Source organism: Brassicibacter thermophilus, assembly GCF_055378355.1.
Genome location: NZ_AP042446.1, coordinates 2,486,728 through 2,507,111, shown reverse-complemented (window position 1 = coordinate 2,507,111; position 20,384 = coordinate 2,486,728). Strand labels below are relative to the sequence as shown.

16 protein-coding genes are annotated in these 20,384 nt (G+C 30.6%); 12 read left to right on the top strand and 4 right to left on the bottom strand.

Annotated elements, in window-relative coordinates; translation table 11 throughout:
- The first annotated feature begins 162 nt into the window (after positions 1-162).
- On the top strand, positions 163-1,131 hold the full coding sequence (locus tag ACZ41D_RS11995) for a P1 family peptidase (RefSeq protein ID WP_464151648.1): 969 nt from the start codon (positions 163-165) through the stop codon (positions 1,129-1,131).
- 125 nt (positions 1,132-1,256) lie between these two features.
- Here the strand turns inward: ACZ41D_RS11995 and ACZ41D_RS11990 are convergent, their stop codons facing one another.
- Positions 1,257-1,691: a HutP family protein gene (locus ACZ41D_RS11990; protein WP_464151647.1), complete on the bottom strand. Its 435-nt coding sequence runs from the start codon at positions 1,689-1,691 to the stop codon at positions 1,257-1,259.
- Between the two features lie 61 nt (positions 1,692-1,752).
- Positions 1,753-3,276, bottom strand: a complete 1,524-nt coding sequence (gene hutH, locus ACZ41D_RS11985) for a histidine ammonia-lyase (RefSeq protein ID WP_464151646.1) — start codon at positions 3,274-3,276, stop codon at positions 1,753-1,755.
- A 384-nt stretch (positions 3,277-3,660) separates the two neighbouring features.
- Between hutH and ACZ41D_RS11980 the strand changes: the two genes are divergently transcribed.
- Positions 3,661-4,272: a GGDEF domain-containing protein gene (locus ACZ41D_RS11980; protein ID WP_464151645.1), complete on the top strand. Its 612-nt coding sequence runs from the start codon at positions 3,661-3,663 to the stop codon at positions 4,270-4,272.
- A gap of 32 nt (positions 4,273-4,304) precedes the next feature.
- Positions 4,305-5,300 carry a helix-turn-helix transcriptional regulator gene (locus ACZ41D_RS11975; protein ID WP_464151644.1) on the top strand — a complete coding sequence of 332 codons (996 nt, stop codon included), beginning with the start codon at positions 4,305-4,307 and terminating at the stop codon, positions 5,298-5,300.
- A gap of 234 nt (positions 5,301-5,534) precedes the next feature.
- Here ACZ41D_RS11975 and ACZ41D_RS11970 read toward each other — a convergent pair whose 3' ends face one another.
- Both ACZ41D_RS11970 and ggt read right to left on the bottom strand, forming a co-directional pair.
- Positions 5,535-6,410 (bottom strand): DegV family protein, encoded by an 876-nt coding sequence (locus tag ACZ41D_RS11970; protein ID WP_464151643.1) that lies wholly within the window; start codon positions 6,408-6,410, stop codon positions 5,535-5,537.
- A 45-nt stretch (positions 6,411-6,455) separates the two neighbouring features.
- Positions 6,456-8,063 (bottom strand): gamma-glutamyltransferase, encoded by a 1,608-nt coding sequence (gene ggt, locus ACZ41D_RS11965; RefSeq protein ID WP_464151642.1) that lies wholly within the window; start codon positions 8,061-8,063, stop codon positions 6,456-6,458.
- Between the two features lie 282 nt (positions 8,064-8,345).
- Here ggt and htpG point away from each other — a divergent pair, with 282 nt between their 5' ends.
- From htpG to ACZ41D_RS11920, 9 genes are all read left to right on the top strand, one after another.
- On the top strand, positions 8,346-10,226 hold the full coding sequence (gene htpG / locus ACZ41D_RS11960; protein ID WP_464151641.1) for a molecular chaperone HtpG: 1,881 nt from the start codon (positions 8,346-8,348) through the stop codon (positions 10,224-10,226).
- A gap of 538 nt (positions 10,227-10,764) precedes the next feature.
- Positions 10,765-11,484, top strand: coding sequence for a phosphoribosylaminoimidazolesuccinocarboxamide synthase (purC, locus tag ACZ41D_RS11955; protein WP_464151639.1), 720 nt, complete (start codon positions 10,765-10,767; stop codon positions 11,482-11,484).
- Positions 11,485-11,526: 42 nt separating this feature from the next.
- Complete coding sequence (gene purB, locus ACZ41D_RS11950) at positions 11,527-12,957, top strand: adenylosuccinate lyase (RefSeq protein WP_464151638.1); 1,431 nt, start codon at positions 11,527-11,529, stop codon at positions 12,955-12,957.
- Between the two features lie 22 nt (positions 12,958-12,979).
- The gene (locus tag ACZ41D_RS11945) at positions 12,980-14,251 is read left to right on the top strand and encodes an adenylosuccinate synthase (RefSeq protein WP_464151637.1); all 1,272 of its coding nucleotides are present in this window, start codon (positions 12,980-12,982) and stop codon (positions 14,249-14,251) included.
- A gap of 182 nt (positions 14,252-14,433) precedes the next feature.
- Positions 14,434-15,276, top strand: coding sequence for a fumarate hydratase (locus ACZ41D_RS11940; protein ID WP_464151636.1), 843 nt, complete (start codon positions 14,434-14,436; stop codon positions 15,274-15,276).
- A 24-nt stretch (positions 15,277-15,300) separates the two neighbouring features.
- Positions 15,301-15,837: a Fe-S-containing hydro-lyase gene (locus ACZ41D_RS11935; protein ID WP_464151635.1), complete on the top strand. Its 537-nt coding sequence runs from the start codon at positions 15,301-15,303 to the stop codon at positions 15,835-15,837.
- Between the two features lie 19 nt (positions 15,838-15,856).
- Positions 15,857-17,011: an NAD(P)-dependent malic enzyme gene (locus tag ACZ41D_RS11930; protein WP_464151634.1), complete on the top strand. Its 1,155-nt coding sequence runs from the start codon at positions 15,857-15,859 to the stop codon at positions 17,009-17,011.
- A 110-nt stretch (positions 17,012-17,121) separates the two neighbouring features.
- A complete protein-coding gene (locus tag ACZ41D_RS11925) occupies positions 17,122-19,032 on the top strand; it encodes a polysaccharide biosynthesis protein (RefSeq protein WP_464151633.1) in 1,911 nt (636 codons plus the stop codon).
- Positions 19,033-19,287: 255 nt separating this feature from the next.
- Positions 19,288-20,181, top strand: coding sequence for a hypothetical protein (locus ACZ41D_RS11920; RefSeq protein WP_464151632.1), 894 nt, complete (start codon positions 19,288-19,290; stop codon positions 20,179-20,181).
- Positions 20,182-20,384 lie beyond the last annotated feature (203 nt).

Sequence of the window (20,384 nt, the reverse complement as noted above, 5' to 3'; positions counted from 1 at the left end):
TTATAAAAAAAGGGAGCTTTTTTAGCTTCCTTTTTTTAAGCTGGTAAAACGTTTATCAGAAAATGATATAATATTATTAAAAGGTTGTTATAGAGTAATTATTGCTATAATCAAAGTTATTACTATGGGATAATTATATATACTTGAAAAGGAGTGAATAAATTGACTAAAGAAATAAAGATTACTGATATTGAAGGTATTAAAATAGGACATGCTCAAGACTTAGATGCTGCTACAGGTTGTACGGTAATAATATGTGAAAAAGGTGCTACTGCAGGGGTAGATGTTAGAGGAGGTTCTCCAGGTACTAGAGAAACTGATTTATTAAATCCTACTAATTTTGTTCAGCAAATTCATGCTGTAGTGCTAAGTGGTGGAAGTGCATTTGGTTTAGATTCTGCATCTGGAGTAATGCAATATTTGGAGGAAAATGATATTGGGTTTGATGTACAGGTTACAAAAGTACCTATAGTCTGTGGTGCAGTATTATTTGATTTGATGTGTGGCGATTATAAAGTAAGACCTGATAAAGAGATGGGTTATAAGGCTTGTTTAAATGCAACAAATAATGAATGTCTTAATGGAAATATAGGGGCAGGTACAGGTGCAACTGTTGGTAAGATTTTAGGGCCTGAATGGGCAATGAAAGGTGGCTTAGGTACTTATGCAGTACAAGTTGGAAATTTAAAAGTAGGTGCAATAGTAGCAGTAAATTGTCTTGGTGACGTAATAGACCCTGAAACTGGAGAAATAATAGCAGGAGTGTTAAATGAAGACAAAAAAAGTTTTGCTTCTACTGAAAAGATAATGGAAGAAAGATATGATAGTAAGAAGAACATATTTAGCGGAAATACAACTATAGGTGCAATTATTACAAATGGTAAATTTGATAAATCTCAAATGAATAAAGTAGCATCTATGGCTCATAATGGGTACGCAAGGTCTATGAGGCCAGCTCATTCAATATTTGACGGAGATACGATATTTACTATGGCCACAGGGGAAATAGAAGCGGATATAACTGTGGTAGGATTTTTAGCTGCTAGAGTAATGGAAAAAGCAGTAGTAAATGCAGTTAAGAAAACTAAATCATTGCATGGCTATAAAGCATACTGTGACTTAAAAAAATAGATTTCATTTCTTTTATATTTGAAAAATTATATAATTTAGAAAATTGCATAATTACTACAGGGTTAAAATTTTGCAAGTTATAAATTTTTAAAATTTAAACTTGCAAAATTTGATAATACATATTGTTAAATTGGTTGTATACCTAAACCTATTGCTTCGTGTTCAAATCCCCTTCGTGGTGAGCCAATTTGACCATATAATACTATGGATAACCATGTACCTGAGGATTTATCACCTGCCACAAGATTGCCCCTTACTATAGTAAATACAAGCCCTGTAGTTCTAAGTACATCTCCTAGCACTATCTGCCCCCTGCAATAACCACTAAAAGCTTCCATTATTGTATGATAAAGAGTATGTTCTTCATGATAATTTTCTCTTATTAAGTTTTCTCTAAAAGCTGATGTTTCTATGGCTGCTACTATTTTTTTCACATCCATTGCACCAGCTTGACCTTTGTAAAGCATATAACCCTTTTTTTCATATTTTTTAATATAGTTCTCATCATCGTCAGTAAGTGCGAAAAGTAATGCAATCTTGCCTATACCAATATTATCCATAGTAACCTCCTAATATTTTTACTATAATTCTAATATCTGCAAAAGCAAGAAACCATGTTTTTTATAATTCTTTACAAATTTGTGCTACATCCCTTATTAATTTTTCACTTGCAATTAATTCTTCGCATTTTCTTATGTCTTCGTACATTACTCTATCTTTTTCCACTTTTTTTATCTCTTTTCTGACAGAGTTGTAAGCTACTTCTGTACCTTTACCAAGTTTCTTTTTACCTCTTAAATCTATAGCTTGGCATGCTGCCATTATTTCCATAGCTATAACATTTCTTGAATTTTTTAATATTTCTCTTGCTTTTCTTGCACCAATTGTACCCATAGACACATGGTCTTCTTGGTTTGCTGAAGATGGTATGCTATCTACACTTGATGGATGTGAGAGGACTTTGTTTTCTGAAACCAATGATGCTGCAGAATATTGTACTATCATAAACCCTGAGTTTAGTCCTCCGTTTTCAACTAAAAATGCTGGTAAGCCACTTAATGCAGGGTTTACTAATCTTTCAAGCCTTCTTTCTGATATATTGCCTATTTCCGATAATGCTATACTCATAAAATCAAAGCATAATGCCATAGGCTGACCGTGAAAATTACCCCCTGATATGGCCTCTAGTGTATCTTTAAATATTAATGGATTGTCAGTAGCAGAATTCATCTCAATTTCTATTTTTTCTTTAACATAATTTATAGCATCTTTGCTTGCTCCATGAACCTGTGGTGTACACCTTAACGAATAAGCATCTTGAACTCTAAGTTCTCCCTGTGATGTTGTCATCTCGCTTCCTTCAAGTAATTCAAGCATAATTTTAGCAGTATCTATTTGTCCTTTATGTGGTCTAACTTCATGCACCTTTTTATCTAAAGCTGTAATGATTCCATTTTGAGCTTCAAAGGATAAACTTGCTGCTATATCTGCTGCTTTTAATAAATTAATAGCATCGTAAACTGTTAATGCTCCTATAGATGTCATTACTTGAGTTCCATTAATGAGTGCTAATCCTTCTTTTGATGTTAACTCTACAATTTCTATACCTGCCTTTTCCATAGCTTCTTTTCCTGTCATCCTTTGGCCTTTATACAAAGCCTCTCCAAGTCCAATCATAACTAATACCATATGTGCTAATGGTGCAAGGTCTCCGCTAGCACCTAAAGACCCTTTTTCAGGTATTACGGGGTGCACTCCTTTATTGAGCATTTGTAAAAGCGTTTCCAATGTAGATAATCTTATTCCTGAGTACCCTTTTGCTAAAGCATTTGCTCTAAGTAGCATGATACCTCTTACTATTTCTTCATCTAAAATATCTCCTACACCTACAGCGTGACTCATAATAAGATTTTTTTGTAACTGTTTTGTTTCTTCTTTTGAAATCATTACATCACTAAATTTTCCAAAACCTGTAGTTATACCATATACTATTTTCCCTTGATCTACAAAATCATCTACTACTTTTCTAGATTTGATTACATTTTCTTTTGCTTCATCACTTAACTCAACTTCTACATTTTTCCTGCATACCTCAACGAACTGTTCTAGAGTCAAACTATTACCATCGATCACTACTTTTTGCATTTATAAACCTCCTATCATTATTTTAAAAAACAAAAAAGCGAATTTCAACACTATAAAATGTTAAAATTCGCCTCCTAATATCTTAAACATCTTTAGACGAAAGTTATTTAGTTAAGAAATTGAATAAATTAATTTGTTCAATTTTAACTCACAGTATTTTTGCCCTTTAGTTTCACAACCCATTCTCTAATTATATTTTAATATATAATTTTTATTAAGTCAACATATGAAAACTAGATAAGGAACCTGCAAAATCTTTTAAAATATTTATTATTTAAATTCTTAAATTTAATAATAATTTAAAAAAGGACAAAAATTGTCCACTATACGATATAAAATAAAATTATATTAAATACTTAAATAATTTAGAGCAGGGGGTTTAAAATGAGGTATAGGAAATTATCTAGGTCGGAGGTATTAAGAATATTAAGACAAAAAGATAGAATTATAAAAAAACTATATAGAGAGAAACAAGAACTAAAGCATTATGCATCATTTGATAGTATGACTCATGCTTTAAATAGAGGAATTGGTATTAATATTTTGAAAAAAAAGATGATAAAAGCGAAAATTACTGGTGATAAATTAACGGTATGTTTTATTGATGTTGATGAACTTAAAAAAATTAATGATAATTTTGGACACAGTGAAGGAGATAGGCTTTTAATAAATATAGTAAAAATCATTAAGGGAAATATTAGAAAGAATGATTTTATAATTAGACTTGGCGGAGATGAATTTTTAATAGTATTTCCTCAGACTGATATAAAATGTGCTCGGGGCATCTTAAAAAGAATTTGTGATAAAATAACTAAAATAAATAGCAAGGGAACAAATAATTATAAAATGTCTATAAGTTACGGGTTTGCTCAATTTAATCCTAACAGTCAATTGAATGTAAAAAAACTAATCGACAAAGCAGACGAAGAAATGTACAAAAAAAGTAAAAAAATAAAGGATTTTAAACATAAATGTCAAAATAAAACGATATTATAAAAATTTTATGAAGCAAGGTGGCAAATTATATCATGGAAAGAAATAGGGCACAAGGAGTTATTTTTTTATTTGATATATTGCTGAAAGGAGGAATAGTAAATAAGCAAGATGTAGCAGAAAAGTTAGGAGTTAGTACAAAGAGTATATCTAGATATATTAGTGATTTAAATTCGTATTTTACTAATGAAGGTATACAAAGACGTGTAAAGTATAGTAGGCAAAAAAGAGGATATGTGCTTGAAACAACAGAAGAAAATATATTTACTAAAAAAGAGATACTTGCAATATCAAAAGTGCTTTTAGAAAGTAGAGGGTTTAATAAAAAAGAAATAAATATAATTATAGAAAAACTTTTAAACAATTGTGTTCATAAAGATAAATCATACATACGACAAGTCATAGGAAATGAGTTAAACAATTATGTTCCACCGAAACATAATGAAGATTTAATAGATAAGTTGTGGAATTTAAGTGAAGCCATTGTTAAACAAAAAAAAATTAAAATTGAATATACCAAAATAATAGATAAAGGAAAAATAAGTTTTGATTCCATAGAGAGAATATTAATTCCTCAAGGTTTATTGTTTTCTGAATATTATTTTTATTTAATAGCTTTTATTGATGGCAAAAATTATGAATATCCTGGTATTTATAGGTTAGATAGGATTAAAAGTTATCATGTTTTAGAAGAAGGATTTAGAATTAATTATAGAGATAGATTTAAAGAAGGGGAGTTTAGGAATCATATTCAATTTATGCAATCAGGGAAATTACAGACGATTAAGTTTAAATTTAAAGGTAAATCTATTGAAGCGGTTTTAGATAGATTGCCTACAGCTGAGATTATTAGCGAAAATAATGGCGAGTATCTTATAAAAGCAAAAGTTTTTGGAAAAGGTATTAAAATGTGGCTTTTAAGCCAGGGAGAAGCTATTGAAGTTATAGAACCTAGAGAATTTAGAGAAGATATGAAAATGACTATTTGCAATATGCTATATGCATATAATAATGAAAATAACTTTAATTAGATACAAATTTATAAATTATGGCAAAACTCCTGAAAATCTTATGAAACTATCAAAGGAGAATATAATTAATTTTATTATATTTTATGCATTAAAATAGTATTTTGGCAATAATTTTAATTATAGAGTATTATGCTCATTTATTAATGTGTTATATAGTATATTTGTTTTTATATTGGTTTATATGCTTCAAGGTAGCCTAAAAAGCTGAATTAAAGCATATAAACCAATAGGGATCTATAATTCATTTATGTACAACTTATGTTTTTTATTAAAAAAGAATACTCCTACTCCACCAATACCCAAATGTGAACCAAGTACACTACCTATTTTATCTATTAATATTTTATTATTTCCTATCTTTTTAATAATCATATCTTTAATTTCTAAAGCAGTTTCTAAATCATCTGCATGACTTATTCCTATAATTTGGTTTGGAAATTCTTTAATTCTTTGTTGAACTATATCTACAACTCTATTTAACGATTTTTTTCTACCTCTAATTTTTTCTATTACTTCCATTTTACCATCTCTAACGTGAAGAATAGGTTTTATGTTGAGCAAATTTCCTATTATAGCTTGACTTTTATTTATTCTTCCACCCTTTAAAAGCCAACTTAAATCGTTAATAGTAAAGATATGTTCTATATGCTCTGAATACTCCTTAGATGCTTTAATTATATTGTTAAAACTAGCACCTGCTTGAGCTAATTTAGCACCCTGCAATGTGATCAATCCTGAGCCTATAGCACCAGCTTTTGTGTCTATTATTTCCATCTTAACATTAGGGTACTGTTCTTTAAGTTCTTTAATAATCATAGCAGCTGTTTGATATGTGCTAGAAAGTTTTGAAGAAAATGAATAAAAAATGAAATCTGTACCTTTAGAAGCATATTTTTTAAATAAATCGTATGTTTCCTTAGGATTTGGCAGCGAAGTTTTAGGAAGTATTCCATTTTTCATGGCATTATATACTTCTTCAACTTTTATTGTAACTTTATCCCAAAATTCTTTTCCATTTATGTATACCCTAAGTGGTAAAACCTTTATACCATATTTGTCTATAATATGTTTTGGCAAATCACATGTGCTGTCAACTATTATTTTAGTCATACCATTTATCTCTCCTTATACTTTAATAATACCATAAAAGTTATTTTACCAAACAGCGATATATCCATCACAGCGTGATTCTGTTCCTCCGCACAATGTACCTTCTTCTGTTTTCCAGATAATTTGACCTCTTCCAAAGTTACCTGGTTCAGGGTCAATAACTATATCATGGCCTTTTGCAGTTAATTCTTGGATTATATCGCTAGGGAAATTCTTTTCTACTTTTATCGTTTTATCTTTTATCCACTGCCATCTAGGAGCATCTAGTGCATCCTGTGGATTAAGGGCAAAATCTATTGTATTTGTTATTACTTGAAGGTGACCTTGAGGCTGCATAAATCCACCCATAACTCCAAATGGACCAACTGCTTCTCCATCTTTCATTAAAAAGCCTGGTATAATGGTATGATAAGGTTTCTTTCTACCTTCAATACAATTAGGATGGCCTGGTTTAATGTTAAAATTTTTACCCCTATTATGTAATGCTATACCTGTTTCTGGTATAACTATCCCTGATCCAAAGCCTATATAGTTGCTTTGTATATATGAGACCATGTTACCTTCATTGTCTGCAGTACATAGATATACAGTTCCACCTGACTGTGGAGTACCTACAGTAGGCTGTAAGGCTGTATTACTTATTAATGAAGCTCTTTCTTTTGCATATTTTTCAGATAATAGATCTTCACAGCTATAATTCATATAGTTTATATCAGCAACGTATTCTTTAGTATCGATAAAAGCTAATTTCATTGATTCTATAAGTTTGTGGTAAGTATCAGCATTCTCTTTGTTAGACACTTCAAAATTTTTAAATATATTCAAGGCCATCAAAGCACTTATACCGTGACCATTAGGAGGAATTTCATATACTTCATAACCTTTATAATCTATTTTTATAGGTTCTACCCACTCTGGATAATAAGATGCTAAATCTTCTTTTCTAATGTATCCATTGTACTTTCTACTGAAGCTGTCAATCTTATCGGCAAGTTTTCCTCTATAAAATGATTCTGATTTTGTCTTTGCAATCTCTTCTAAAGTCTGTGCATGTAATTCAGATTTCCATACTTCACCTGGTTTTGGAGCATGTCCATTTGGGGTAAAAACCTTAAACCAGTTTTTGTACTCTTCTCCATTTAGCGACTTTTTATATATTTTGTAAGCTATATTCCAAAATCTAGATACTGTAGGAGTGACGGCATATCCATTTCTTGCTGTAATAATAGCTGGCTGTAGGAGTTTTTCAAATGGTAGTTTTCCGAACTTTTTTGATAATTCTGCCCATGCAGCTGGTACGCCTGGTACAGTAACTGGTATTAGCCCGTATTTAGGTATCTCGCTATAACCTTTTTCGATGAGTTTTTTTGATGAGATGAGGCTTGGGGCATATCCGCTGCTATTTAATCCGTGAAGTTTACCATTTGCCCATACTAATGCAAAGGCATCGCCTCCTATACCGTTTGAAGTAGGTTCTACAACTGTTAACATAGCTGCTGCTGCTACAGCAGCGTCTATAGCATTGCCACCTTTTTTTATAATTTCAAGACCTGCTTGAGCAGCAAGAGGTTGAGAAGTTGCGACCATAGCGTTTTTAGCATAAAGCAAATTTCGTATAGATGGATACTTTTTTGTTAGAGCATTAAATTTCATAACAAACAATCCTTTCTTATACTATTGAAGAAATTGCAAAGTTTTGAGTTTGTAGCAATTATTCAAATTTCTCTATTGTTAATAGAAGAGAGTAAAATTTCATGACATTACTTAATAATATTATACATCATAATAAAAGAAAAAGTGAGAAAAATTGAGCAATTTTTATATAGATGTGTAAACCACTTGACAAATTATATGGATTTGATAAATTATAATTAGCACTCCTCTTAATAGAGTGCTAACAATTTGGAAAAATCTTGGTGAAGGGAGAAGATTTATATGGAAAAAAAGGAATTTAAAGCAGAATCGAAACGACTGTTGAATTTGATGATTAATTCCATTTATACTCATAAGGAAATATTTTTAAGAGAGTTAATTTCCAATGCAAGTGATGCTATTGATAAAATTTATTATAAAGCTTTAACAGATGAAAATTTAACATTTAATAAAGACGATTATTACATAAAGATTATACCTGACAAAGAAAATAGGACATTAACAGTGCTTGATACAGGAATTGGGATGACTAAAGAAGAGTTAGAAGAAAACCTAGGGGTAATAGCTAAAAGCGGTTCTCTTGCATTTAAGAAAGAAAATGAAATGAAAGACGGCTTTGATATTATAGGACAATTTGGAGTAGGTTTTTATTCAGCATTCATGGTTGCTAAATCAGTTACAGTTATAAGTAAGGCTTTTGGTAGCGATCAAGCATATAAATGGGAATCACAAGGGGCTGATGGATATACTATTGAGCCTTGTGAAAAGGAACATTTTGGTACAGAAATAATATTAAAGATAAAAGATAATACTGAAGATGAGAAATATGATGAATTCTTAGAAGAATATAGATTAAGGTCTATTATTAAAAAATATTCAGATTTCATAAGATACCCTATAAAAATGGATGTTACAGAATCAAAACTTAAAGAAGGTTCAAAAGATGAATATGAAGATGTAGTGGTAGAAAAAGTTATTAATAGCATGGTACCAATTTGGAGAAAAAATAAAAATGAGCTTACTAAAGAAGACTATGAGAATTTTTATTCAGAAAAACGTTATGGCTTTGATAAACCTTTAAAATACATTCATATAAAAGCTGAAGGTTTAATAAGGTACAATGCTATATTATTCATACCAGAAAATATGCCTTATAATTTTTACACTACTGAATATGAAAAGGGATTAGAGCTGTACTCAAATGGTGTTTTAATAATGAATAAATGTCCAGATTTACTTCCTGATTATTTTAGCTTTGTAAAGGGTATGGTGGATTCTGAAGATTTGTCATTAAACATTTCTAGGGAAATGCTTCAGCATGATAGACAGTTAAAAGTAATCGCTAAAAATATAAAAGATAAGATAAAAAATGAGTTAGAGTTGCTTCTTAAAAATGATAGAGAAAAATATGAATCATTTTATAAGAATTTTGGTAGACAGTTAAAGTATGGTGTTTATAGTGATTTTGGACAGCACAAAGAAGATTTACAAGATTTATTGATGTTCTATTCATCAAAAGAGAAAAAAATGGTAACCTTAAGCGAATATGTAGATAGGATGAAAGAAGATCAAAAGTATATTTACTATGCTTCTGGAGACTCTGTAGATAGAATTGATAAAATGCCTCAAATAGAGCTTTTGTCGGACAAAGGATATGAAATATTGTATTTTACTGATGATATAGACGAATTTGCTATTCGCATGTTAATGAAATATAAAGATAAAGAATTTAAGTCTGTATCTAGTGGAGACTTAGGAATAGATGAAAAAGATGAAAAAGAGGAGAAAAATGATGAAACAGAAGAAAATAAGAAAATATTTGAATTTATGAAAAATACTTTAGGGGATAAGGTTAAGGATGTAAGACCATCAAAAAGGTTAAAAAATCATCCAGTATGTATTGCTACCGATGGGGAATTGACTTTGGAAATGGAAAAGGTATTAAATGCTATGCCAAATAATCAAAAAATAAAAGCAGAAAAGGTACTTGAAATCAATGTAAATCATGAAGTATTTAATGCTTTAAAAAATGCATTTAACAATGATAAAGAAAAGTTAAAGATTTATACTAATGTTCTTTATAACCAAGCTTTGCTTATTGAAGGATTAGCTGTAGAAGACCCTGTAGAATTTACAGATAATATATGTAAATTGATGAAATAATATGTTAGATTGTGCCATGTTAAAGGTTAAGAAAGCCTGTGGAAAATCTACTTCCCCTGCTCCGGTATTCAAGCACTATTTAGGGTATAATATTAGGGTAGTGCTTGAATAAGTCGCAATGAAAGTAGATTTTCCAAGGCATAATAATTAAAGTATTGAAATTGTTTACCTATAGAAGCTGTGTAACTTTTAAATTGATTTTTTTGATAAGCATATTGTACATTTAAATTATATATGATAAAATATGCGTGTAAATTAATAAAAGTGAATATACCTGCATCTATAAAAAGAGACATAAAGGGGACTGAGTAGGGTTTTATTATTATTTCAGTAACCTTTTTTTATTTTTTTCATATTTCATCTAAAAATATACTTTCTGCTTTGGTATTTAAGCAATATTCAGGGAAAAATACTAGAGTGATGTCTAAATGAATGGCAGGCTATAAACTTTATATTTAGAGGTACATAATAAAATGTAAAGTTGTTTATCTATATATTATGTAATTTCTTTAAATAATAAAAATCTTAGGAGGGTATTATGGAAAAGAAAAATTTACTCTATGAAGGTAAAGCAAAGAAGGTTTATAAGACAGATCGAGAAGACGCTTATATTGTAGAATACAAAGACGATGCAACTGCATTTAATGGTTTAAAGAAGGGGACTATTTATGAAAAGGGCATAGTAAACAACCGTATGTCTAATCACATATTTAAGCTTTTAGAAAGTCATGGCATTAAGACTCACTATATAGAAGAATTAAGTGATAGGGAAACTTTAGTACATAAAGTTGAAATAATACCTATTGAAGTAATAATAAGAAATGTTGCAGCAGGAAGTTTTTCAAAGAGATATGGAATTGAAGAAGGGAGAAAGCTTAAATGCCCTTCTCTTGAATTTAGCTACAAGGATGATGACCTTGGAGATCCTTTTACTAATAGTTATCATATGATTTCTTTAGGATATGCAACAAAAGAAGATTTAGATACTATTTCAGAACTAGCTTTTAAAATTAATGATATTTTAGTTGATTATTTTAAAAAGATTAATATTACACTTGTTGATTTTAAACTAGAATTTGGACGTTGTCCTGCTTTAAATGGAGAAATCATTTTAGCAGATGAAATATCTCCTGATACTTGCCGTCTATGGGATGCTAATACTAACCAAAAACTAGATAAGGACCGCTTCCGTAGAGATATGGGAGATGTAGAAGATGCATATTGGGAGATATTTAAAAGATTAGGATTAGATAAATAGTATTAGAAATAGTATTAATTGTAGATTTGGAGGAATATAAATATGAAGGATTTTTATGAAAGCCCTTTAAATACAAGATATGCCAGTGAAGAGATGAAAAAATTATTTTCTCCTGATACAAAATTTCGCACTTGGCGTAAATTGTGGATTGCTCTTGCTGAAGCTGAAATGGAGTTAGGACTTGATATATCTAAAGAGCAAATAGATGAGCTGAAAGCTTTTCAAGATGATATAAATTATGATGTAGCAGAGAAAAGAGAGGCAGAAGTGAGACATGATGTTATGGCTCATGTATATGCATATGGAAAACAATGCCCTTTAGCTAAGCCAATAATTCACTTAGGAGCTACTTCATGTTATGTTGGCGATAATACAGATATTATTTTAATGCGTAAAGGGCTTATGTTGATAAAGGCTAAGGTTATAAATGTTATAGATGCTTTATCAAAATTTGCAGATAAATATAAAGATATGCCTACTTTAGGATTTACTCACTTTCAACCTGCGCAACCTACTACTGTGGGTAAAAGGGCGTGTCTTTGGATTTGGGATTTGATACTTGATCTTCAAGATATAGACCATCAGCTTTCGAAAGTTATGTTCCTTGGTTCTAAAGGAACTACAGGTACTCAAGCAAGCTTTTTAGAGCTATTTAATGGAGATCATGATAAAGTAAGAAAGCTTGACCAACTGATAGCAGAAAAGATGGGGTTTGACAAAGTATGTCCTGTTTCTGGGCAGACATACTCTCGTAAAATTGATAGTCAATTTGCCAATGTCCTAAGCGGTATAGCACAAAGTGCTCATAAATTTAGCAATGACATTAGACTTCTTCAGCATCTTAAGGAGATAGAAGAACCATTTGAGGAAAAGCAAATTGGTTCATCTGCAATGGCATATAAAAGAAATCCTATGAGATGTGAGAGGATGGCTTCACTTGCTAGGTATGTGATGGTAAATTCATTAAACCCTGCTATTACTGCAGCTAATCAGTGGTTTGAAAGGACATTAGATGATTCGGCAAACAAGCGTATAAGCATTCCTGAAGCCTTTTTGGCAACAGATGCTATTTTGAATATTTACTTAAATGTTGCTAGTGGGTTGGTAGTATATCCAAAGGTTATAGCTAAAAGATTAGAAAATGAGTTGCCATTTATGGCTACAGAAAATATAATGATGGATGCTGTAAAAAAAGGTGGAGACCGCCAAGAAATACATGAAAGTATTAGGAAACATTCAATAGAAGCTGGACGAAGAATTAAGGCTTTAGGGGAAGAAAATCAGCTTATATCGATGATAGCAAAGGATAAATCTTTTGGATTAGATTTAAAAGAATTACAAAATCTTTTAAAGGCTGAAAAATATGTTGGAAGAGCTCCTGAACAAGTTACTGAGTTTTTGGACGAATGGGTAAAACCAATTTTAAACGAAAACAAGGACTTATTAGGGGCAAAAGCTGAACTTAGAGTGTAATTTATATTTTAGGAGGAATATTATGATTAGAGCAATAGTTGGAGCTAATTGGGGAGATGAAGGTAAAGGTAAGATTACTGATATGTTTGCTGAGGAATCGGATATAGTTATCAGATTTCAAGGAGGAAGCAATGCAGGACATACTATAATCAATGAATATGGCAAGTTTGCATTACATTTATTACCATCAGGAGTATTTTTTGATCATGTTACTAATATTATAGGTAATGGTGTAGCATTAAACATTCCTTATTTTTTGGAAGAGATAAATTCTCTTAAGGAAAAAGGTATTAACCCAAATGTATTGATTTCAGATAGAGCTCAGGTTCTTATGCCTTATCACATTCTTTTTGATAGATATGAAGAGGAAAGGCTTAAAGAAAAGAAATTTGGCTCAACTAAATCTGGTATAGCACCATTTTATTCAGATAAATATGCCAAAATAGGAATACAAATATCCGAATTGTTTTATCCTGAAAAGCTTAAAGAAAAATTGGAGATGATTTGTGAGATTAAAAATGTGTTGTTAAAACATTTATATCATAAACCTCTTCTTGATCCAGACATATTGTTTGATGAGCTTATGGGTTATAAGGAAAAGATTGAACCATATGTTTGCAATACATTTGATTATTTGCAAAAAGCAATTTCTGAAAACAAAAACATTCTTCTCGAAGGACAATTAGGTGCGTTAAAAGATCCTGATTTTGGGATATATCCATTTACTACATCATCATCTACTTTGGCTGGCTTTGCTACAGTTGGAGCAGGCATTCCTCCATACAAAATTGATAAGGTAGTAGCCGTTGTTAAAGCATATTCAAGTGCTGTAGGAGCAGGACCTTTTGTTAGTGAAATATTTGGAGATGAAGCAGAAGAACTTAGACAAAGAGGTGGAGATGCAGGAGAATATGGAGCAACTACAGGAAGGCCTAGAAGAATGGGATGGTTTGATGTTGTGGCTTCTAGATATGGCTGCCAAGTTCAGGGGGCTACAGATGTAGCATTAACAGTATTAGATGCTTTAAGTTATCTTGATGTTATTCCAGTATGTGTAGCCTATGAAATAGATGGAAAGGTTACAGATAGTTTTTCAACTAATGCTGTTTTAGAAAAGGCTAAACCTGTCTTAGAATATTTACCTGGTTGGAAAGAAGATATTCGTGGTATAACTGATTTTGATAAGTTGCCTCAAAATTGTAAGAACTATGTATTGTATATAGAAAAGGCATTGGGAATACCAGTTACGATTGTTACAAATGGTCCAAAAAGACATGAGGTAATTAAGAGGTAGAAATTTATAGGCTGCTGGTAATAAAATATCCAGCAGCTTTTTTAAAGTTTTGCAAGTTATAAATTTTTTAACTCCGGTTTTTTGGACTTTTAATTGAATTTAAAAGGAAAAAAGTCCAAAAAAAGTCGTACAAAAATTTAAACTTGTAAAATTTTGTTACCTAGAAAGAAAGGAGTGTGAAGATGAGAGAAATAGATGTAAGACGTATAAAAAAATTGGTAGCACAAAAATGTATATCTTCAAATATATACATAGAAAAGGATGTGGAAGAATCAATAATAAATGCAAAAGATAGAGAAACATCTTCAGTTGGCAAGATGGTTCTAGATATGATAGTGAAAAATGCAGAAGTGGCTAGAAAAAATAATATAGCTTTATGTCAGGATACAGGGATGGTAGTTGCTTTTGTAGAAGTCGGCCAAGATGTTCATTTTGTAAATGGGAATATTACAGATGCCATAAATAACGGCGTTATAGAAGGATATAAAGAAGGGTATTTAAGGAAATCAGTAGTTGAAGACCCCCTTATAAGAAACAATACGAAAAATAATTCCCCAGCAGTTATATATTACGATATAGTATCTGGAGATAGGGTTAAAATTGATCTTATGTTTAAAGGATTTGGCAGTGAAAATATGAGTCGTATAAAGATGCTCAAGCCTTCTGATGGAGTAGATGGTGTAATAGACTTTGTACTAGATACAGTAAAAAAAGCAGGACCTAATCCATGTCCTCCTATAATTGTAGGAGTAGGCATTGGTGGAACAATGGACAAAGCCGCTAATTTATCAAAACGTGCATTAATAAGAAAAATAGGTTCAAGGAATAAATTAAAGCATTTAGCAGAGCTAGAAGATAAACTTTTAAAAGAAATTAATTCTTTAGGGATAGGACCTCAAGGATTAGGAGGAAATACGACTGCTTTAGATGTACATATAGAGTCTTATCCTACTCATATAGCTGGTTTACCTGTTGCAGTAAATATTAATTGTCATTCTTCAAGGCATAGCACAATAATTATATAAAATATAAATATGAGAGGTGTAAGTATGGATTTAAAACAGATAAAAACTCCTTTAGATAAGGAAACTATAAGACAGCTTAGAGCAGGAGATATAGTATCCTTGACAGGAGAAATATATACAGCAAGAGATGCTGCTCACAAACGAATGATGAATGCACTGAGTAAAGGTGAAAAGTTACCATTTGATATAAAGGATGCCATAATATATTATGCTGGACCAACTCCTGCAAGACCTGGAAATCCAATTGGTTCTGTTGGACCGACAACGAGTTATAGAATGGACAATATGACTGTTCCTTTGCTAAAATTAGGATTGTCAGGTATGATAGGGAAGGGTTTTAGAAGTAAAGAAGTAATAGAAGGTATGAAAGAGAATGAAGCAGTATATTTTGTAGCAGTTGGAGGAGCTGGTGCATTAATTGCTAGTTCAGTAAAAAAAAGTGAAGTAATAGCATACGAAGATTTGGGGACTGAAGCTATAAGAAGATTAACAGTAGAAAACTTACCTCTTATAGTTTGTATAGATATTTATGGAAATAATTTATACGATATTTCAAAATAGGGTAAGGAGGATAAATCAAATGAAGGATTACAATAAATTGTCTTTAGAAATGCATAGAAATAACAAAGGTAAGGTTAGCATACAAAGCAAGGTTAAAATAGAAACAAAGGATGATTTATCTACAGCATATACACCTGGAGTTGCAGAGCCTTGCAGAGAAATAGAAAAATGTAAAGATAAAGTTTATGAATACACTTTTAAAGGAAATTCTGTGGCAGTCATAAGTGATGGAACTGCTGTATTAGGATTAGGAGATATAGGACCTTATGGAGCTATTCCTGTAATGGAAGGAAAAGCTGTATTATTTAAGACATATGCGGATATAGACGCATTTCCAATATGTTTGAATACTAAAGATGTAGAAGAAATAATAAAAACTGTAAAAATGCTAGAACCAGTATTTGGAGGAATAAATCTAGAAGATATAGCAGCACCTAAATGTTTTGAAATAGAAAAAAGATTAGATGAAGAATTGGATATACCAGTTTTTCATGACGACCAACATGGTACAGCAGTAGTAGTATTAGCTGCACTGATTAATGCATTAAAATTGGCAAAAAAGCAATTTAGTGATTTAGAAATAGTTATCAACGGTGCAGGTTCAGCAGGAATAGCAATAGCAAAGCTGTTATTGAATGTAGGAGTAAAAAATATAATATTATGTGATAGAAAGGGAGCTATATCAGTAAAAAGACAGGATTTAAACCCTATTAAGAGAGAAATAGCTGAGATGACAAATAAAAATTTAGAAGAAGGTAAGCTAAAAGATATAATAAAAAATAGAGATGTTTTTATAGGAGTTTCATCAGCAAATTGCTTAACAAAAGAAATGGTAAAAACCATGAATGAAAAGCCTATTATTTTTGCTATGGCAAACCCTATACCTGAGATTATGCCAGAGGATGCGAAAGAAGCTGGAGCTTTTATTGTTGGTACTGGAAGGTCCGATTTTCCTAATCAAATAAATAATGTACTGGCATTTCCTGGAATTTTTAGAGGAGCATTAGATATAAGGGCTAAAAAAATAACAGAGAAGATGAAAATACAAGCTGCTTATGCTATAGCAAATGTAGTTAAAGAAGAAGAGTTAAATGTTGACATGATTATACCAAGTCCCTTTAATAAGGAAGTCGTAAGAGCAGTAGCAGACGCTGTAAAAAAGACTGAGGCATGATTTTGTTTATTTTTAATATAAATAAATAAAATCATGTGGTATAATATGCATAATGAGAAATCAATTGGTGATCAAATATAATAACAAAAATACAGAAGGGGACAGTTTTTATGGAAAAGAAGTCAAAGACATTTTTATTATTATTAATTGATACTATTTTAATTAGCTTTTCTTATTATGCAGCTTTTTATTTAAGATTTGATGGTAATATAGATGCTCAATACATACATACATTTTTACAAAATGTATTTGCTATTACAGTTATAAAGATTAGCGTTTTTTATTTCTTTAATTTATATAATAGCCTTTGGAGATATGCTAGTGTAGAAGAACTAATAAAAGTGATTGCTTCAATAATCATATCAAATGCTGGCGTTATTAGTTATTTATATCTATACAGTGTTCATTTTCCTCGTAGTATATATGTAATAGCTACGTTACTTGATATGGTATTTATAGGGGGTAGTAGATTTAGCTATAGGGCTATGAAAAGGATAAGACAAAATGATATTATACATGCTCCTGGTAGAAAAAAACTTAAAAAAGTAATGATAATAGGCGGTGGTGACGCTGGCGCTTTAGTAATAAGAGAGCTTAAGAACCATGTACAATTAAACAGTGAGCCTGTAGCAGTTATAGATGATGATATTAAAAAGCAAGGCAAAATGATAAATGGAGTTCCTGTATTAGGTACAAGACTAGATATTCCTAGTGTAGCTGTAAAAAAAAGTATTGATGAGATTATTATTGCTATACCATCAGCTAGCAGAAAAGAAATACGTCAAATAGTTGAAGAAAGTAAAAAAACAAGATGCAAGTTAAAAATATTGCCGGGGATGTATGAACTTATAGACGGTAAGGTTAGTGTTAGTCAAATAAGAGATGTAGAGATAGAAGATTTATTAGGAAGAGAGCCAGTTAAGCTTGATATTGAAGAAATAAGCGGTTATTTAAAAGGTAAAAAGGTGTTAGTTACTGGAGGAGGAGGGTCTATAGGTTCTGAGCTATGTAGGCAAATAGCTAAATTTCATCCATCACAGCTAGTTATATTAGATATATATGAAAATAATGCTTATGAAATACAAAATGAGCTTAAATCGATCTATAATATACATAATGAAGGAGATGAAGGATTGAATTTGAAGGTTGTAATAGCTTCTATTAGAGATAAAGAGAGGATAGAAGAGATATTTAGAGAAATAAGTCCAGATGTAGTATTTCATGCAGCTGCTCATAAGCATGTACCACTGATGGAGGATAATCCAAAGGAAGCAATAAAAAATAATGTATTTGGGACGTTAAATGTTGCTCAAGCTGCTAATAAATATGGTGTTAAAAGGTTTGTTATGATATCTACTGATAAGGCTGTAAATCCTACTAATATAATGGGAGCCTCAAAGAGAATGTGTGAAATGATCATACAATCTATGAATACTGTAAGTGAAACGGAATTTGTCGCTGTAAGGTTTGGAAATGTGTTGGGAAGCAATGGAAGTGTTATACCATTATTTAAAAAGCAGATAGCGAAAGGTGGGCCTGTGACTGTTACTCATGAGGAAGTGATAAGGTACTTTATGACTATACCTGAGGCAGCACAATTAGTTATCCAAGCTGGTGCTATGGCAAAGGGTGGTGAAATATTTATACTTGATATGGGTGAGCCAGTTAAGATATTAGACCTTGCAAAAGATTTGATTCGCCTTTCAGGATTTGAACCAAATGTGGATATTCCTATAGAGATAATAGGATTGAGGCCTGGTGAGAAGTTGTTTGAAGAATTATTGTTAGATGAAGAGGGTATTAAATCTACTGATCATAAAAAAATATTCATAGGTAAGCCTGTATTTACTGATTATAAGCTTCTAATGAAATCATTAGAACAATTAAAAGGTGTTATTAATGAATGTAGTGTAGAAGAGCTTAAAGATTACATAGAAGAGATTGTACCAACTTACATAAGAAACAATGATAAAATAAACTGTAAATTTTGTAGTGAAATAGCAGCTGCCAAAGATGAATAATGGAGTATAATAAATTAAGAGTTAAAGTCATTTTCCTATAGGGATAACAAGTTTAAAAGTTTATTATATAATTTCATAATTTTACTAAAAAAAACAAGAGGTAATTTTTAGGTTAGTAGAATACCTCTTGTTTTTTATTTTTTGAAATTTGTGCGAATAATTAATATTTGTATGACATATATATGTACAAGTTATAAGATATCATTTTATTTTAAAAAATTAATAAAAAGTCTTATTGTACAAGGAGGTATTTAAATGAAAAGAAAAATTGTTATTATTATTTTATGTATTTCATTATTAGTAGCTGGAGTTAGTATTGGGACATTTGCATATTATACATCAACTTTTACGAGCAATAATAATGTATTTAGAACAGCAAAATTTACTGTTAAGGCAGTAAACAAGGAAGGAAATTTAATTGGAGATGCAGAATTTAATTTTGAAAATAAACCTTTGTATCCAGGAATAGAACCATTCGAGGCATTTTATTTTGAAGTAGATAAAACAGGTACTGAAGTACCAGTTAAGTATAATATACAATTGTATAAAGACGGCGAATTATTTCCAGAAGATAGTTCTAGTCCTGTAATGGTTGAGATAAAGAGACTTGTAAATGAAGAATGGGTATTGTTAGAGGAAAATGAATTTATTCCTGATTTAGATGTAGAAAAGTTTAAGATAGAAGTTAGCTGGCCTCATTCTGATAACGATATAGAATTTCAAGGTAAAACAGGAAACGTAAAGATAGAAATATTTGCTACTCAAATAGATGATGAAGACTCAAATACATTAGGAGAAGCTGTAGCTGAACTTGTAGAGTTTAAAGGAACACCAAATGGTAAAACATTTAGTATTCCTAATTTATCAGTTGCATATTACATAAATGAAAATGGAGCTAAAGTTATAGAAGTATCAAAAGAAGGCAACAATGATGAGGATTATGATAAATGGGTAGGCAATTTTAGATTAACAGAAGAATTAGACAATCAAGGATATTACTTATTAGTTGCAGATGGAACACATAGGACAGTATTCCCTTATAGAATTAAATTTTCAGGTATTGATGGGAATATTGTAAAGTTTGATGGTGCATTAAATAAGCATATTTATATTACATGTAAAGAATTAGCAGATTGGATATCTAAATAATATAATTAAGATAATTGAGGAAATTTCTTAAATTTTTAGGTCTTTACTTAAAAGATTTTATATAGAATTAACTAAATTAAAAGAGGATATTTATAATAAATATAGAAGTATTAAATATACTTCTATATTTATTAATTGGTTAAATTACATAATTATATATATTATTAAATATTAGGTAATTGTGTAATTTTTTTATTTAAATT